General features: G+C 41.4%; 14 protein-coding genes. 4 read left to right on the forward strand and 10 right to left on the reverse strand.

All coding sequences use genetic code 11. The features are described 5' to 3' along the window. Positions 1-12: 12 nt before the first annotated feature. Positions 13-933 carry a FimB/Mfa2 family fimbrial subunit gene (locus BLR84_RS04345; RefSeq protein WP_090464834.1) on the reverse strand — a complete coding sequence of 307 codons (921 nt, stop codon included), beginning with the start codon at positions 931-933 and terminating at the stop codon, positions 13-15. 517 nt (positions 934-1,450) lie between these two features. Between BLR84_RS04345 and BLR84_RS04350 the strand changes: the two genes are divergently transcribed. Beyond that, the gene (locus BLR84_RS04350) at positions 1,451-2,020 is read left to right on the forward strand and encodes a DUF2071 domain-containing protein (RefSeq protein ID WP_255366849.1); all 570 of its coding nucleotides are present in this window, start codon (positions 1,451-1,453) and stop codon (positions 2,018-2,020) included. A 352-nt stretch (positions 2,021-2,372) separates the two neighbouring features. Further along, a complete protein-coding gene (locus BLR84_RS04355) occupies positions 2,373-3,608 on the forward strand; it encodes an ROK family transcriptional regulator (RefSeq protein WP_090464837.1) in 1,236 nt (411 codons plus the stop codon). A gap of 117 nt (positions 3,609-3,725) precedes the next feature. Here the strand turns inward: BLR84_RS04355 and BLR84_RS04360 are convergent, their stop codons facing one another. The 5 genes from BLR84_RS04360 to BLR84_RS04380 form a co-directional block, all read right to left on the reverse strand. Beyond that, complete coding sequence (locus BLR84_RS04360) at positions 3,726-4,577, reverse strand: beta/alpha barrel domain-containing protein (protein ID WP_090464839.1); 852 nt, start codon at positions 4,575-4,577, stop codon at positions 3,726-3,728. 111 nt (positions 4,578-4,688) lie between these two features. Then, complete coding sequence (locus BLR84_RS04365; RefSeq protein WP_090464842.1) at positions 4,689-6,002, reverse strand: NAD(P)/FAD-dependent oxidoreductase; 1,314 nt, start codon at positions 6,000-6,002, stop codon at positions 4,689-4,691. A gap of 164 nt (positions 6,003-6,166) precedes the next feature. Next, on the reverse strand, positions 6,167-9,157 hold the full coding sequence (gene secDF / locus BLR84_RS04370; protein WP_090464845.1) for a protein translocase subunit SecDF: 2,991 nt from the start codon (positions 9,155-9,157) through the stop codon (positions 6,167-6,169). A gap of 115 nt (positions 9,158-9,272) precedes the next feature. Beyond that, complete coding sequence (locus BLR84_RS04375; protein ID WP_090464847.1) at positions 9,273-9,755, reverse strand: dihydrofolate reductase; 483 nt, start codon at positions 9,753-9,755, stop codon at positions 9,273-9,275. Between the two features lie 222 nt (positions 9,756-9,977). After that, positions 9,978-10,799 (reverse strand): thymidylate synthase, encoded by an 822-nt coding sequence (locus BLR84_RS04380; protein WP_090464850.1) that lies wholly within the window; start codon positions 10,797-10,799, stop codon positions 9,978-9,980. Positions 10,800-10,950: 151 nt separating this feature from the next. Between BLR84_RS04380 and ispE the strand changes: the two genes are divergently transcribed. Continuing rightward, positions 10,951-11,790 (forward strand): 4-(cytidine 5'-diphospho)-2-C-methyl-D-erythritol kinase, encoded by an 840-nt coding sequence (gene ispE, locus BLR84_RS04385; protein WP_369829167.1) that lies wholly within the window; start codon positions 10,951-10,953, stop codon positions 11,788-11,790. Between the two features lie 302 nt (positions 11,791-12,092). On the opposite strand, the gene BLR84_RS04390 is transcribed toward ispE, so the two are convergent. Then, positions 12,093-12,980 (reverse strand): NAD(P)-dependent oxidoreductase, encoded by an 888-nt coding sequence (locus BLR84_RS04390; RefSeq protein WP_090464853.1) that lies wholly within the window; start codon positions 12,978-12,980, stop codon positions 12,093-12,095. 15 nt (positions 12,981-12,995) lie between these two features. Then, a complete protein-coding gene (locus BLR84_RS04395; RefSeq protein WP_090464855.1) occupies positions 12,996-13,274 on the reverse strand; it encodes a LapA family protein in 279 nt (92 codons plus the stop codon). Between the two features lie 899 nt (positions 13,275-14,173). Here BLR84_RS04395 and BLR84_RS30335 point away from each other — a divergent pair. Next, positions 14,174-14,308, forward strand: coding sequence for a hypothetical protein (locus tag BLR84_RS30335; protein ID WP_255366850.1), 135 nt, complete (start codon positions 14,174-14,176; stop codon positions 14,306-14,308). Here the strand turns inward: BLR84_RS30335 and BLR84_RS04400 are convergent. Further along, the gene (locus BLR84_RS04400) at positions 14,300-15,205 is read right to left on the reverse strand and encodes a DMT family transporter (protein ID WP_090464858.1); all 906 of its coding nucleotides are present in this window, start codon (positions 15,203-15,205) and stop codon (positions 14,300-14,302) included. The two genes, BLR84_RS30335 and BLR84_RS04400, sit on opposite strands and share 9 nt — an antisense overlap. Beyond that, the gene (locus BLR84_RS04405) at positions 15,202-16,305 is read right to left on the reverse strand and encodes an LptF/LptG family permease (RefSeq protein WP_176851945.1); all 1,104 of its coding nucleotides are present in this window, start codon (positions 16,303-16,305) and stop codon (positions 15,202-15,204) included. Before BLR84_RS04405 ends, BLR84_RS04400 begins: the two co-directional genes overlap by 4 nt. Positions 16,306-16,385: the final 80 nt, after the last annotated feature.

Below are 16,385 nucleotides of genomic sequence, written 5' to 3' on the forward strand. Positions count from 1 at the left end.
ATAGGTTTAAAATTAAAAATTAACCGTTATCGGGGTATTCCAGTCCTGGTTAGCCAAAACTGTAAAATTACCATTGCCTGTGGTAAATAAACTACCCGATAATATAGTTCTAGTGTTTCTTTTGCACACTACATCACTAATTACTTTTGTTCCGAGCGGTCCATTGAGATTAGAGCCATAATAGTTTATGGTTACCTGAAACGGCGTTACATCGTTTCGTGTGTATATGGTTGTGGTATAATTTGTTTTACCTATATCGGCTGCAGTAATGGCTTTGGTAGTCACATTTTGAGTTACCATCTCGGGGCTCGAACGCCCGGTTTGCAAATAAAAAGCTGCGGTATCAGCAAAAGATACAGTTATTTTTGATGTGCCGGTGGGTATAGCATCCTTTAAAACAACATCCAAACGGGAAACTACCCTGTCTAAACTTACATCCTGACTTACAGTGCCGCTTGCGGCAACGGTAATTGGTATTGTTTTATAAAAGGTATCATCCCAGTAAGTTGGCTTCTGACTTGGATAATCAGAATTAAACGAATAATAAAGATAAGTATTCTGATAATTACTGTTAATGTTTATGTTGGTAATACCTCCGTAAAACACAACTAAATATTTACCTGCAGGCACATTATCTGTAAATGTACCAAAGCCGGCATCTCCCTTAGATTCATATCTGCTACTAATTGATGTTTTTTGATTAATAGGGAAAAGTATGTATTCAAGGTATTGTACCGGTATAGTATCTGTAGCCTGGGTGGCAAGGGCTGTTGTTTTTGCTTTCCCGGCGTTAGGTACCAGGGTTGTTGAAAAGCCCGATACATTAAAACTGATAGGGTATAGTTTAACAGCAGGATTAGGCGCTTTTTTTTCCTTTTTACAAGCAAAAAACAGGCATAAACATATACTATAGAGTAAAATTTTCTGTTTCATGGGGTTAGATTTAGGTGCATAAATGTACTAATTATTTGCTGTTTGACAAAAAAAGAAGTTTTTTCAAGGAAGTATAGGAGCAACACGTAAGACAGGTTTTGGTTTTAAACATTTACGATTTTTATCTTACTGGCTAGGGGCGATCAGACAGATATTGAGCGGGTATTTGATGGGGTAACTACTGATCATAATTGGGGACTGAACATTCTACGGCTCTCTTTTTTTATTTGTCGGTAATTTTTGGTATATTTACATGAAAGCAGCCCGGTTTTCCTGATGACAGGATAACCGGGCTGTTTTGTTAAGAGGATAACAGGCCCCCAAATAGATCATTTTTGATATAGTTATTTGAAAATCAATATATTAATACTTTTTAAACCTTTCAAAACAGGCTAAAAATTTGTTAAAAAGTGTTAAAATGGCGTTAAAATTCTGTTAAAACGGGTAATTATCAGGTGTTTTTACCCTGTTTTGGCTAAAAAAGTGTTAAAATTTAAGGTTTAAAAAGTTTTTAACGATGAAGATCCCCACCATAACCGGAATTATCGACCGCCGTATACTGGTCAACTTTGCTATCGATGCCCACGTGGCCAAAAACATGGTGCCGCCGCCTTTTACCCCTAAAATAGTAAAGGGCAAAGCCATCGCTGGTATATGCCTTATCAGGCTCAGGCAGGTGAGGCCAAAAGGTTTACCTGCTTTTGTGGGTGTTGGCTCCGAAAACGGGGCGCACCGCATAGCGGTAGAGTGGCAGGAGGATGGCCAGACCAAAGAAGGGGTGTACATACCCCGGCGTGATACCTCGTCGCTGTTCAATACGCTTGCAGGCGGTAGGATGTTCCCTGGTAAACACCGCAGGGCCAGGTTTGATGTTGACGAGCATAATGGTAACTATCATATAGCCTTTGAAAGTTCAGACGGGACCCTCATTAGTATAGATGCCACATTATCAGATACTTTTAATTCGGATTCTGTTTTTGGTGACCTTGCAACCGCATCGGAGTTTTTAAAGCAGGGGCTACAGGTTACTCACCTAACGGAAACAAATACGAAGGCCTGCTGCTTGAAACCAATCAATGGGAGGTAAAAGCCCTGGAAGTAAGCCAGGTAAAATCAAGCTATTTTGAGGATGAATCGGTATTTCCGAAAGGCTCAGTAAAGTTTGATAATGCCTTGCTTATGACCAATATACAGCATGATTGGTCGTCAAAACCGGATAAAGCGGTTGTAAAATAAGTCGGCATTGAACAGGTTTGAGAAGTTAAACACAATATCTTTTTTTACATTTTGTAGGCAATTGTTTCATTAATTTTGTCAATTAGACAGGTACCCTTATTGAGTGTAATAATTACAGTTGTAGTTAATTACTTTATTTATATTTTTATACAATTCAAAACACTAAGGCATTGCCTGTTATAAACCCAATTATAAATTATTGAATGGAACTGGAGAATAAAGGTGTAAAGGGCAGTCAGCTAAAAAATACGATCATTAAAACGCTTTATTTTAATAAAGCGATGTCATGCGCGGGCTTGAGCGAGTTATTTGATAAAAGTATACCGTCAATAGCTAAGGCTGTAAATGAATTAATGGATGAGGGTTTTGTTGTTGAAGATGGCTATGCCCCTTCAAGCGGTGGCCGCAGACCGCTGATGTACTCGGTAAAGGCCAATACCATGTATATTCTGGCCATTGCGCTTGACCAACTTACTGCACGGATCCAGCTTTTTGACCTGCTAAACAATGCTGTAGCCGACATGGTTACTTTTGAACTTAAACTACTTAACAATCCCGATGCCCTGGCTAAACTAACCACGGAGATCAATAATTATATTAAGGGTTCAGGCGTGGCCAAAGAAAAAATAGCAGGTACAGGTATTGGTATGCCGGGCTTTATAAATGTTACCGAGGGCATTAATTACACTTATCTTGATGCCGGCGGCGAAAGTTTGACCGCTTATCTTACCGCTAAAACTGGTATCACTACCTATATTGATAATGACTCCAGCCTAATAGCCCTGGCCGAACAAAAGTTCGGTATAGCCAAATCACAGAATGAGGTAATGGTGATCAACCTGGGTTGGGGTATCGGTTTAGGGATGATTGTAAATGGTAAGTTATTCCGTGGATATAATGGTTTTGCCGGTGAGCTAAGCCACATACCTTTATCAGAGGATGGCGCGCTTTGCGAGTGTGGTAAACGCGGTTGCCTGGAAGCAGAAGCTTCCATGCTGGTAGTAGCCCGAAAAGCCATCGCAGGTATTCAGCAGGGACGTATCACCAGTTTAAAATACAATAGTAACGATAACGATCACTCTAAGCTCATGGGTGATGCTGTACTGGAAGCTGCCAACAACGGCGATCAGTTTGCTATTGAGCTGCTATCAGACGCGGGTTATAAAATAGGGAAGGCCCTGGCTATCCTCATCCACATCATGAACCCCGCTATTATTGTACTGAGCGGCAGGGGGGCAAAAGTAGCTAAGATACTCATGGCGCCTATACAACAGGCCCTGCATAAGTACTGCATCCCCAGGCTTGCAGGTGGTACCGAGTTACTGGTATCCGAGTTGGGTTTTGACGCCGAGTTGATTGGGGCAGCCGTACTGGTAATGGAAAATTTTGATAAAAACAAAAAAGCAAAAATAAGCAAGGCGGCGAAAGCTGTAGCTTAGTCGATGTGCGGATATGCAGATGTGCAGATTAAAAAATGAAATAATTATTGATAATTTGATTTTTTAATCTGCACATCTGAAATTCGCACATCTGCACATCTGGTCCTATTTGCACATCTAAAAAAAAACTTTTCCTGAATAATCCATGGCTTCCTGAAATTTTCCTAAATCAAGCCCCAGGAGCTCGTTTTGTGATTGCAGGTATCCAATAAGGTTTTCGGTAGCGATATTGCCTGTAAGGTCGTCTGCGGCCATTGGACAGCCTCCGTAACCCTTTAGTGCTACATCAAAACGTTTACATCCGCTTTTGTAGGCAGCTTCTATTTTGGGCTGCCAGGTATCGGGTGTAGAATGTAGATGGATGCCGAACTCGGTTTCCGGAAATTTACGGCATAGGTCAGGATAAATACTGCCGATCTGTTCTGCCCGGGCAATGCCAATAGTATCAGCAAGGGCTATGTTTTTGATCCCCAGGCCAACCAATTGTTCTGTCCAATGCTCTATGATACCCGTATTCCATTCATCACCGTATGGATTGCCAAATCCCATAGATAGGTAAACCAACAATTGTTTATTACTGGTATGGCATAACTCGTTGATCTTTTTTACATTATCAAAAGCCTGTGGTAGTGCGGTATTGGTATTGCGGAGCTGAAAAGTTTCGGATATGGAAAAAGGATAGCCCAGGTAGGTGATCTCTTCGTGTTTAATGGCATCCTCTGCACCGCGGTAGTTGGCAATAATGGCTAGCAGTTTTGACCGGGTATTGCTCATATCCAGCTTTTTTAATACTTCGGCAGTGTCCTGTAGTTGTGGTATAGCTTTAGCGGATACAAAGCTGCCAAAATCGATGGTGTCGAAACCTACCTGTAACAACAGGTTGATATAAGCCGCTTTGATGTCGGTTGGTACAAAATCATGCAAACCCTGCATGGCATCGCGGGGGCACTCGGTTATTTTTATGCTCATTTCAAGTACTAAGTCTGAGGTCTATAGTCCAAAGTTAGTTTTTAAGTCTGAAGTTGTGAATTTTTAAACCTAGTCTAAAGACTTTATGACTTTCGGCTTGAGACTCAGAAATCAATCAACCGTTTTGGGTAAATGCTTGTCTTCGGTCAATCCTTCGCGTTCAAACTTGCGGATAATAAGCCTTGTACCGCCATTATAAGTAATATAGCTGGATACCCAGTTAATAAACACGATCACCTTGTTACGGCCACCTAAAAGCGATATTAAGTGAACGAATAGCCATACCAGCCAGGCAAAAAATCCCTGGAATTTTATTTTACCCAGATCGGCAACGGCTTTATTACGACCAACAGTAGCTAAGGAGCCCTTGTCGAAATACTTAAAAGGTACTGTTGGTTCATGGTTGATGAGCTGAGCTATTGATTTGGCCACATGCTGCCCCATTTGTATGGCCACCTGGGCCACGCCTGGGTGACCTTTAGGAGTTTCGTCGGTTATCATGGCTGCCACATCGCCAATGGCAAATATGTTGCTGGTGCCCACTACACGACAAATACTATCAGTCCTGATCCTGTTGCCGCGTTCAATAAAGCTGGGGTCGATACCTTCGGGTACCACACCCATAACTCCGGCACTCCAGATCACCGTTTTGGTACGAATGGTTTTACCACCTTCAAATTTGATCTCCTCGCCGTCATAACTTTCTACTTTTACGCCTAAAAGTACTTCAACACCCATTTTGGTCAAAAAATCCTTGGTTGCGGCAGATGCTTCATCTGAAAAAGGGCCTAATACTTTTGGCAGGAAATCAACCAGGTACACTTTCATATCCTCCTTTTTGAGCTCTGGATAATCTTTGGCCAGGATATGATTGCGCAATTCTGCCAGTGCGCCCGATAGCTCCACACCGGTTGGCCCGGCGCCTACCAGTACAAAAGTAAGGTAGGGGGCACGTTCTTCCTGGGTGGGTTTTAATAGTGCTTCCTCAATGTTTTGCAGGATGGAATACCTTAGGTTAAGCGCTTCAGGAATAGATTTCATGGGCATCGAAAACTTTTCGATATCCTTATTTCCAAAAAAGTTGGTGGTTGAACCTGTAGCTATTACCAGGTAATCATAGGCTATTTCACCAATGGTGGTTTCAAGGGTGTTTTTTTCAGCATTTACCTTGGTTACCTCGGCAATCCTGAACCTGAAGTTTTTTTGACTGGCAAAGTTCTTACGCAGCGAAAAAGCTATCGATTCCGACTCGAGGCTGCCCGTGGCTACCTGATATAAAAGCGGCTGAAACGTGTGGTAATTATGCTTATCGAGCATTAAAACCTCAACGGGTTTATCTTTAAGGTGCTTGGCTACCTGGAGGCCGCCAAAGCCCCCGCCTACAATAACTACCAGTGGAAATTTTGAGCTGTCTGTTAAGTTCATAGCACAGGTGTTTTTAAAATGTTAACCCCCTCTAAATCTCCCCCAAAGGAGGATACTTTAAAAAACTAAAGCCCTCCCTTCCGGGGAGGGTTGGGAGGGGTTATCAATAGAAACAAAAAAGGCCCCAAAAGTTCTTTGGGGCCTTGTAAATAAATTTATGGAGTTTATCTCAGGTCTTTTTTCCCAAAGTCAACAATAACTGGTGTCGCTACGCAGATAGATGAGTATGTTCCGAAGATCACACCGATCAATAATGCGAACGAGAATCCTTTGATCACGTCACCCCCAAATATGAACAACACGATCAATACGAATACCACGGTTAAAGCGGTAATGATGGTACGGCTCAGGGTGCTGTTGATAGCCTGGTTAATTACTTCTTCAGGGTTATCAGTTTTTGCATGGTGCAGTTCCAGGAACTCGCGAATCCTGTCAAACACTACCACGGTATCATTGATCGAGTAACCGATAACGGTTAATATCGCGGCAATGAACGCCTGGTCAATATCCAGTGAGAATGGAAGTATACCTCTGAATAAAGAGAAGAATGATAATACCAATAACGCATCATGCGCGGTTGCTATCATTGCACCTAAACTGAACTGCCATTTGCGGAAACGGATAAGAATATAAGCCGAGATCACAAATATGGCGAACAATACCGTATAGATAGCTGATGTTTTTAATTCATCGGCAACGGTGGCGCTCACTTTGGAGAAACCTACTATATCCTTATCGGTTATACGGGTAGCATCTTTGGTCCCCAAAGCCTGGATCAATGTGCTCCTTACTTTAGAGTCAGTGGCGGCATTATTATCCCTGATCAACAAGTTGGTCGTGATGCTCATTTTATCGGCACCAAATGTTTTAACCTCTGTACTGCGACCTAATGTAGCGTCAACTGCATCGTGAATGGCTTCAGTAGTAACGGCTTTATTAGGGAAAGTAATGATATAGTTACGACCGCCTTCAAAATCCACACCATAGCTAAATCCGCGGGTAAAGATGGAAATTAAGCCTGCTAGTATGAATATACCCGAGAAAGCGTAAAACTTGAAACGATTTTTTACGAATTTAAAATTCGCGTTTTTGAACGTGTGTGAGCTCCATGGGTGAGAGAATTTAATGTCCCAGCCTTTATCAAGCATCCACTCAAATATAACCCTTGAGATCAGTAATGAACAGAACAATGAAGTAATGATACCGATCATCAACGTGGTAGCGAAACCTTGTATCGGGCCTGAACCAAAAATGAACAGGATCAAACCGGTTAAGAATGTGCTGATCTGTGAATCGAGAATAGACGGTAAAGCGTGTTTAAAGCCATCGGCTACAGCTATTCTTAATGATTTGCCTAAACCAAGTTCTTCACGAACACGTTCATAAACCAGTACGTTAGCATCAACCGCAATACCCAGTGTGAGTACAATACCTGCTATACCCGGTAAAGTTAATACCGCGCCTAAGCTGGTTAATACACCCATCAGGAAAAATATGTTGATGATAACCGCTACAACTGCTACGGTACCTGCACGGTTGTAATAAGCAATCATGAATATCAATACCACAACCAAACCTAATATACTTGAGGTAATACCGGCATTGATTGCTTCCTGACCTAATGACGGACCTACTACTGATTCTGATATGATGTGAGCAGGAGTAGGTAAACGACCAGCTTTTAATACGTTGGCCAAATCCTTGGTGTCCTCAATAGTAAAGTTTCCGGAAATAGAAGATACCCCACCAGAGATCTCATTCTGAACGTTTGGTGCAGAGTATACATTATCATCCAATACAATGGCTACCGCTTTTTTGTTGGTACCTGATGATGCCTCAGCAGTAACGGTACGCCATTTCTGGGCACCTTCTGAGTTCATGATCATAACAACCTCTGGATTTCCTTTAGGGTCATTATCGGCACGGGCGTCAGTGATCACATCGCCAGATAATACCGGGCCATTGTCAGCGCCCGTTAATTTGATGGCATATAATGCAAATGCTTTGTCCTTGTTGTTTTTTAATGGTTTTACTTCCCAAAGGAATTTTAGGTTACGTGGTATTACCGCTTGTACATCGGCGCTATGCAGGTACGAGTTAACTTTGGCTGTATCTCTTAGCGGAGCGTAACCTACAACTGGTCCCTGGCCTAATTGCTGCTGACCACTTGCATCCTGCCCAATGTTTGGAGACAATACCGAAAACAGTGGGTGCAATGCTGCAAATTGTGTTTTGCCGGCCAACGCTGTAGCAGATGTATCTTTAGCGGCATTTTTTTGAACCTTGCTCAATAATGAACCTGCTTTAGCTGCAGTATCAGTTTTAGCGGTAGCTGTTGTAGTTGCTTTAGCTTTTGATGAATCTGCTTTAGCTGTTTTGTTTTTTGCAGCCAGCAAGTTGTCAATATTGGCTATGTATTGATAAGCTTCGGTATTATCATAAGTTTCATAGAACTCCAGCTTGGCAGAACCTTGTAACAATTTACGAACACGCTCCGGTTCTTTTACACCAGGCAACTCAATCAGGATACGGTTTGAGCTTTGCTCTAACTGAATGTTAGGTTGCGTAACACCAAATTGGTTGATACGGGTATTTAAAACCGTGTATTCTTGTTTTACCGCTGTATTGGCCTGATCTTTCAAATAGGCTTGAACTTCGCTGTTAGATGCGTTAAACTTTAAGTGATCCTGATTATCCTTTGTTGAAAAGATAGCAGCCAGTTTACCGTTTGGATTCAGTTTCTCATACTCGCTAACAAATAACGAAATGAAATCTTTCTGATTGGTTTTAGCGTCAGCTTGTAATTTGTCGGCATTAGCCAATGCCTGGTTAAACACAACGTCTGGATTGTTGTTGGCAATTTTCCTTACCAGCTCGTCAAGCGAAATTTGCATGGTAACGTTCATCCCACCTTTAAGGTCGAGACCTAATGCCAATTCTCTTTGGAGAACGTATTGATAATTGTGTTTGAACAACGGATATACCGGCTGTGTCGACATCGAATCCAGATACGCTGTTTCTCTCTTAGGGTCACCCTTTGAATATACTTTGGCATCACTTTGAACTTTACGCGCCACCCACGTGAAAGATAGCTGGTATAAGCATACTACAGCCAGCAGAATGGCGAAAAATTTAATAACCCCTTTACCTTGCATCGAATTATAATATGTAATTAATTAGTTTATAAGCTTTTTTTTAATAAGACGGCAAATCTAATAAAATTTCGCAAGCATGAAATTTTAAATTAAAACAATTTGATGACAGAAAATGTTAGCGGCGTTCCATCGTGATGAAGGAGTACCTGTACTTGTTTTTCTCATCGGGCTCAAAATTTTCCCGTTCCGTCTCTTTCCAATCCTGAGGATCCAACTCCGGGAAAAAAGTATCCCCATCAAAATCCTGGTCGATCACGGTTAAATAAATACGATCCGTAAGCGGAATGGCTTGCCGGTAAATCTGGGCGCCACCAACAATAAATACCTCATTCTCGCCGGCGCAAAGCTCAAGAGCATCTTCTATAGAGCCTGCAACTTCACAGCCTTCAATAGTGATGGACTGCTGGGTTACTACTATGTTACGGCGTTTGGGTAATGGTTTACCAACCGACTCGTAGGTCTTACGCCCCATGATCACGGTATGCCCGGTGGTGATATCTTTAAAATGTTTCAGATCATTTGGTAAATACCAAAGTAATTTATTGTCCTTGCCTATAGCATGGTTTTTGGCTGTGGCAACTATGATGGATGTAGTCATTGATTCATTAGTATCATTGGTTCAATAGTTCATTGGTATTGCCCCAGTCATGTAATTTTACCATCACGTCATTGCGAGGAACGAAGCAATCCCTAACTATACAGAGCGACCCTGTAAATCGGGGATTGCTTCGTGCCTCGCAATGACGCGCGGTTGATAATTGTTGTAAGATTAATGAAATTCTGTTAATTTTTAAATTCGGAAAATTCTGATTCAGACAATCTACACCGCCACCGCAGCCTTGATATGCGGCCATGGATCATAGTTCTCCAAAGTAAAATCTTCAAACTTAAAAGCGAAGATGTCTTTAACTTCGGGATTGATCTTCATGGTTGGTAATGGGCGTGGTTCGCGGCTCAGCTGCAAACGGGCCTGATCCATGTGGTTATTGTACAGGTGGGCATCTCCAAAAGTGTGGATGAAATCGCCATAATCCAGATCACAAACTTGGGCCATCATCATGGTCAACAAAGAGTAGGATGCAATATTGAACGGCACACCCAAAAATATATCGGCACTTCTTTGATAAAGCTGACAAGACAACTTACCCTTCAATTCCCCCTTCAAGGGGTTAGGGGGCTCCACGTAAAACTGGAAAAGACTGTGGCAAGGTGGTAGTGCCATCTGGTTCACATCGGCAACATTCCATGCCGATACGATCATGCGGCGCGAGTCGGGATTATTTTTAATTTGGTTTACCACCTGGGTTATCTGGTCAATGTGGCCTCCATCGGGTTTTGGCCACGAGCGCCATTGATAACCGTACACCGGGCCGAGATTACCTTCGGCATCGGCCCACTCATCCCAGATGCGAACGCCGTTTTCTTTCAGATAGCTGATATTGGTGTCGCCACTCAAAAACCAGATCAATTCGTGAATGATGGATTTGAGGTGTAATTTTTTGGTGGTCACCATTGGGAAACCATCTTTAAGATTGAAACGCATCTGGTAGCCAAACACACTTACCGTACCGGTTCCTGTCCTGTCATGCTTTTGCGCTCCGGTTTCCATCACATGGCTCATCAAATCGAGATACTGTTTCATTTTTTTGGTTGATTAAATTACTTGTTGATTGGGAGAGTGGTTGGATTGGGGTGATTAAGTTTTGAAGAACCTAATGAACTCATGAACCGTTGAACCAATGAACAAATTTCAAAAGGCAAAGAAAAATAATCTAATTTTGGTATCCTAACAGATGTGCAAAAATACAAGCGGTGTTAGTCTTTTTTCTATGATCCTTTTTCCGAACGCAAAAATAAACATTGGCCTGAACATTATCGAACGCCGGCCCGACGGTTATCATAATCTGGAAACCATTTTTTACCCTATCAATATTAAAGATGCTCTTGAAGTTGTGGTAAGCGATAAACTGAGTTTTGAGTCTTCCGGTTTGGAGATCCCGGGCAGGGTAGAGGACAACCTGTGCATTAAAGGTTATCATTTATTAAAAAATGACCATAACCTGCCACCAGTGAGTATTCATCTCCATAAAAATATCCCGATAGGGGCCGGACTGGGCGGGGGCTCGGCTGATGCTGCTTATTTTATTAGGCTGATGAATCAGCAATTTGAACTCGGGCTGTCTGTTGCTGAAATGACCGGTTATGCGCGCAGGCTTGGTGCCGACTGTGCTTTCTTTATCGAAAATAAACCTGTATTCGCTTTTGAGATGGGTGATGAATTTGAATCGATCAAATTGGATCTGTCTAACTATAAAATTGCTTTGGTGATGCCGGATGTTCACATATCAACTGCCGAAGCTTTCAGAGGGATTAAACCATCCCCCGCAAAAGAATCATTGTTTGATCTGATCGCTGAGCCGATTACCGAATGGAGAAAATTCATCAAAAATGATTTCGAAGCATCGATATTTAAAAATCATGTAGAAATACGGGGCGTTAAAGCAGCCTTGTATGAAGCCGGTGCCATCTACGCCAGTATGAGCGGGAGTGGAGCCTCGGTATTTGGCATATTTGAACAAACGCCCAACCTGCAACATCTGGAAGCAGAGAACGAGGTGTTTTATGATGTATAGTAAAGCATAATCCTTGAACAGGCGGCCCATTTTGTTACAAAAAGTGGGTTTACATGGTTTACATATTTTATGGTTAACTATTAATATAATTAATTGATAATCAATAAATTATGTTAAATATGCAGTGATTTAATGTAAACCATGATTTGTCTGAATTTAAGTCCCTCTCAGGGGACTCTGCGTTTGTATCACCACGCGTCATTGCGAGGCACGAAGCAATCCCAATAAGCAGAGCCGCTCTGTAGGTCGTGGATTGCCACGCTATCGCTCGCAATGACGAGAAGGAGATAAATTCCCCTTAATCAAACTCCCGCGTCTTCGCTTACGCCCCGTCCAATAGCCTCTACCCAATCGGTCTCGCCCCAGCCTTTTGCCATAGCGCTCAATAAGCGGCTGTGTAAGGTATTTACAAGTGGCATGGGTGTCTGACTTGCCTGGGATAATTTAAATGCAAGACGCGCGTCCTTATAGCCTAATTTTGATTTGAAACCTACGGGTTGGTATTGCTTGTTGGCGATAGCCCGGCCATAATTTTGAAAAATAGGGACATTGAACAGTGTCGATCCGAAAAAGTTGGCTACCTGTGCCCGGTCCAGTCCGTTCTTCTCTGCAAGGGTATAAGCCTCCGCCATGAGTTCCATCGAAGCCATGATCATAAAATTACCTGCAATTTTTATCACGTTTGCTCCACCAGCCGATTCGCCAAAATCTATCACGCCCTGGCCAAGGCAATCCAGTACTGGTCTGGCTGTGTTCTTGGCATGCTGATCGCCGGATACGCATATCCAGAGTTTACGGGCCTCTGCGGCCTCGGCCCGGCCAAATATCGGAGCGGCCAGATAGTGACTGCCGGCTTCTTCATGAAGCAGGGTAAGTTGCTCAGATGTTTCTGGTGAAACGGTGCTCATGGAAATGTGCAGGGCATGCTCGGGCAATTTTTCCAATATGCCCTGATCTCCCAGGGTTATTTCTTTCAGCACTTCGTCGTCCGAAAGTATCGTGATCACGATGTGGACGCCTTCGGATGCATCAGCAGGCGTTTGGCATTTGGTAACGTATGCGGGATTGAGCTCATCTATTTTTGAAAGGGTGCGATTATAAACTTGTAAATGATAACCCGACTTGATGAGATTTTGTGCCATAGGTATGCCTATGTTACCGAGGCCGATAAATCCGATTTTCTTTTCCATGATTGTTATTGGATGTTAGCTGATATACTCTCTGTCTTCGTCGCTTAGTGTATTAGGGTCTTCTTTCTTGTGGATGTTGTCATGATAGCCCTCAATGTCAAATTTTGCTTTTTTAGGTCGACCAACAAGCCAGCCTAAAATAAAAGCCACCACGGCTACCACTGCCATCATCGTCAATTTTGAAATATAAAAATTGGAGAATAAAAAGGCGAACGGAACCTTGTCTGTGTTTTGTACCAATGCTGCTGTGAGCAAAATGGTGATAACTATTATGGTGATTGTTTTAATGCTCATGACGATTTGGTTTAACAGTTTATACAATATCCGGTTTTTAAATCTTTATTAAAAATCATTTTCGTTTAGCGCTTTGTAAAAACTGAAAAACATGGAGGGAGTAGGTGGTTAAAAATGGAGCACCTGAAAATTGGTTTTCGATCATCGTGAAAAAAATAGAAACGATTTTTGATGGTTTTAAATTTTAAGCCCGGAAGAAAACCGACCGAAATGAAACCGTGATTTTGAGAGGTTCGGGATCACTGAATCAAATCCTGATTTGACAATCCTGTTTCTTCTACTTTTTGATTGGTCTTATCAGCTCTATCACCATGTTCTCCGGCCCGAAAACAGACAGCTGCTGCTCCGCTGAGAATCCAAAAAATTTCACCGGATTAAATTTTTTGTATACAACTGGGGATGTCTGGCCAATTTTACTTCACTCCTTATTTTTAAGTTCATAACACTATCTGTGAACTTTTAAGCCAATCCTCTTATCTGTAGTTGTTAGTTATATAATTACTTTTATTTATCTGAATATTAAGTATATAAATACATTATTTATGCGTATGGATTTTTATTGCTAATTTTTTTAGTTTTTTGTTGTTTTAGTTAAATCTATTTTGTTTAACTCTTACTTTTGATAATTAAATTAAATATTTGATTATTAAAGTTTTATATATTTTATAAAATAACTATTTCCAAAGTTTTTGAATTGAAATTTTGCTTAAAAAGTAGCTTAAGATGTATTTTTATGTAATTGCCTGTTTTTTTATTTGTTACACTAACTAAAAAATGAATTTTGGCGCTGTTGTGCGCAAAGATGTTTAAACGGTGCCAAACCTGTCGAAAAATAATAATGCCTTACAGGGCTTAAAAATGGCTTTCAAAACCAGGGGCTTTCTATCCCCTACCAGGGTATGTCGGCATTAAAAACAGAAGGAAATGGGGCTGGATTTTGTGGTTTTATGAAGGCAATAGCTGGGGGTAAATTGTCCGATATTTACAAAGAAATAAAACCGCAGGAAGCGAAAAAAGAAGAATTATTATCTTGATCTTCTCTTACTGATTTGTTTTCGGGCTACCGGATATAGGAATATCGTAGACAAAATAATGACTGCTCCTACCCAGAAACCCACCGTCATTTTGTTCATATCACCAAAAAAAATAAACGACATCAGGATGCCATACACCGGTTCGAGGTTAGTGATGAGTGCTACTTTGAAAGCCGAAAGTTCGCGCATTACAGATACTCCCGCAACATAGGCAAGCGACGTGCAAATGGTGCCAAGCAGCACCAGGTATCCAATGTCGCTGGGTTTTAAAAGGAGTGGTCTGTTAAATCCATTGGTTAATAAAAGGTATATGGAGATCCATAAAAACGCGCCGGTTAGTTCATAAAAAGCAATGATAGGGGCCTCATGTTTCTTTACGAATTTTGAATTGATGATCGAAAAAAGACTGGCGCAAACGGCGCTTGCAAGCCCGGTAATGATACCCTTAGTGTAATGTGATTCAAATTTGAATATTAAAACAATGCCGGTTATGATCAGCAATCCGGCCATTATCTCCAGTTTTGAGATCTTTGTTTTATTCAATAAAGGCTCAAATATCGCCGTAAATAAAGTAATGCTGGAGAGGCAAACCAGCGTTACAGGAACGGTAGATAACTTGATAGAAGCAAAAAAAAGTACCCAATGACCGCCCACTAAAGCGCCCGTAAAGGCCATTTTTAGAAAGGTTTTTTGATCAACTTTGATAGCTGTTCTGTTAAAATTGAAGTATAAAAACAGCGATATCACGGCAATCATTACCCTGTACCACACCAGTTGTACTGCCGAAATGGTAATAAGATTGCCCAAAATACCGGTAAATCCCCAGATAAAAACAGTGAAATGGAGTATAATTAAGTTCTTGTTAAGGCTTCCTTTGCTACTGTTTGTAACCACTATTTTGGCGCTTTTAGGAGTAAATAATAGCCGAGCAAACCAAATGTTGTATTAGGAATCATGACGGTAAAAATAGGAGGAACTCCGCCTTTTATGGAGAATACGATAGAAAATCGCTCTACAATAATGTAGGCGAAACAGAGTAAAATACCGATCCCAAGGGGTAAACCAACACCTCCCCGTACCTTGCGTGACGATAAAGCTACGCCCACAATGGTTAAAACATAGGCCGATAAAGGGTATATAAAACGGTGATATTTTTCGTAATAAAGGTTATTTAGCACCTCTGGCCGGCGTAGTTTTTCCTTATCTATATTCTTGTTTAGGTCGCTTAACGACATGGCCGCGTATACATTATCATACACGATAAAGTCGCTTGGGTGCATGTCAAGCGTGGTATCTTTTGGCGTTGTGCTGTTGATATACTGCTCTTTTAGGCCGTTTATATACTTAACAGTGTAGTTTTTTAATGACCAAACTCTTTTAACCGAATCGTAGGTTACCTGGTTGGCAATCAGTTTTTCGCGAAGCGTATCGCCATTGAATTTCTCCATAATGAACTGGTAGCCAGTATGTACAGTTGGATCATAGTTTTGCAGGTATACAAAGGTATGTTTGTCTATCTGCATATGTACCTCAATCTTGGTTGGGTCGTTATCGGTTATACCATTGGCGTTCTCAAAATCGTTTTTTAAGTGGTTGGTAAAGGGGATGAGGTATACATTAGCAAAAAATGATACCACAAATATGATGGTCGAAGCTATAAAATAAGGTCTTAAAAAGCGGTTAAAACTGGCCTTGCCGCTCAAAATGGGTACAATTTCTGTTTGATTAGCCATCTTGGCCGTGAAGAATATTACCGCCAAAAAGTTAATCAAGGGCGACAACATATTCAGGTAAAAGGGGATAAAGCCAGCATAATACTGAAACACGATATCGTGAAGTGAGGCATGTTTACTGGTGAAGTTATCCAGCTTTTCAGACACATCAAACACTACCGATACCGCAGCAAAAATACCCATGGTAAACACAAAAGTGCCCAGGTATTTGCCCATAATAAACCTGTCAATAACTTTCAGATACCGGTGTATAAAAGCCTTCATCCTTCAGTTTAGTTGTTTATGATTAGCCAGATTGATACCATAAAATTATGTTTGTTGTCCCTCATTTTTACGTTGTACTT

Origin of the sequence: Mucilaginibacter sp. OK268 (assembly GCF_900103125.1) — a bacterium.
In the GTDB taxonomy this organism is placed as follows: Bacteria; Bacteroidota; Bacteroidia; order Sphingobacteriales; family Sphingobacteriaceae; genus Mucilaginibacter.

Excerpts from the sequence above, each read along its gene's own strand:
- BLR84_RS04395 (WP_090464855.1), bottom strand. The coding sequence starts at position 13,274 with ATGAGCATTAAAACAATCACCATAATAGTTATCACCATTTTGCTCACA.
- BLR84_RS04405 (WP_176851945.1), bottom strand. The coding sequence starts at position 16,305 with ATGAAGGCTTTTATACACCGGTATCTGAAAGTTATTGACAGGTTTATT.
- BLR84_RS04360 (WP_090464839.1), bottom strand. The coding sequence starts at position 4,577 with ATGAGCATAAAAATAACCGAGTGCCCCCGCGATGCCATGCAGGGTTTG.
- BLR84_RS04350 (WP_255366849.1), top strand. The coding sequence starts at position 1,451 with ATGAAGATCCCCACCATAACCGGAATTATCGACCGCCGTATACTGGTC.
- BLR84_RS04355 (WP_090464837.1), top strand. The coding sequence starts at position 2,373 with ATGGAACTGGAGAATAAAGGTGTAAAGGGCAGTCAGCTAAAAAATACG.
- BLR84_RS04345 (WP_090464834.1), bottom strand. The coding sequence starts at position 933 with ATGAAACAGAAAATTTTACTCTATAGTATATGTTTATGCCTGTTTTTT.
- BLR84_RS04390 (WP_090464853.1), bottom strand. The coding sequence starts at position 12,980 with ATGGAAAAGAAAATCGGATTTATCGGCCTCGGTAACATAGGCATACCT.
- BLR84_RS30335 (WP_255366850.1), top strand. The coding sequence starts at position 14,174 with ATGTCGGCATTAAAAACAGAAGGAAATGGGGCTGGATTTTGTGGTTTT.
- ispE (WP_369829167.1), top strand. The coding sequence starts at position 10,951 with ATGTGCAAAAATACAAGCGGTGTTAGTCTTTTTTCTATGATCCTTTTT.
- secDF (WP_090464845.1), bottom strand. The coding sequence starts at position 9,157 with ATGCAAGGTAAAGGGGTTATTAAATTTTTCGCCATTCTGCTGGCTGTA.
- BLR84_RS04375 (WP_090464847.1), bottom strand. The coding sequence starts at position 9,755 with ATGACTACATCCATCATAGTTGCCACAGCCAAAAACCATGCTATAGGC.
- BLR84_RS04365 (WP_090464842.1), bottom strand. The coding sequence starts at position 6,002 with ATGAACTTAACAGACAGCTCAAAATTTCCACTGGTAGTTATTGTAGGC.
- BLR84_RS04380 (WP_090464850.1), bottom strand. The coding sequence starts at position 10,799 with ATGAAACAGTATCTCGATTTGATGAGCCATGTGATGGAAACCGGAGCG.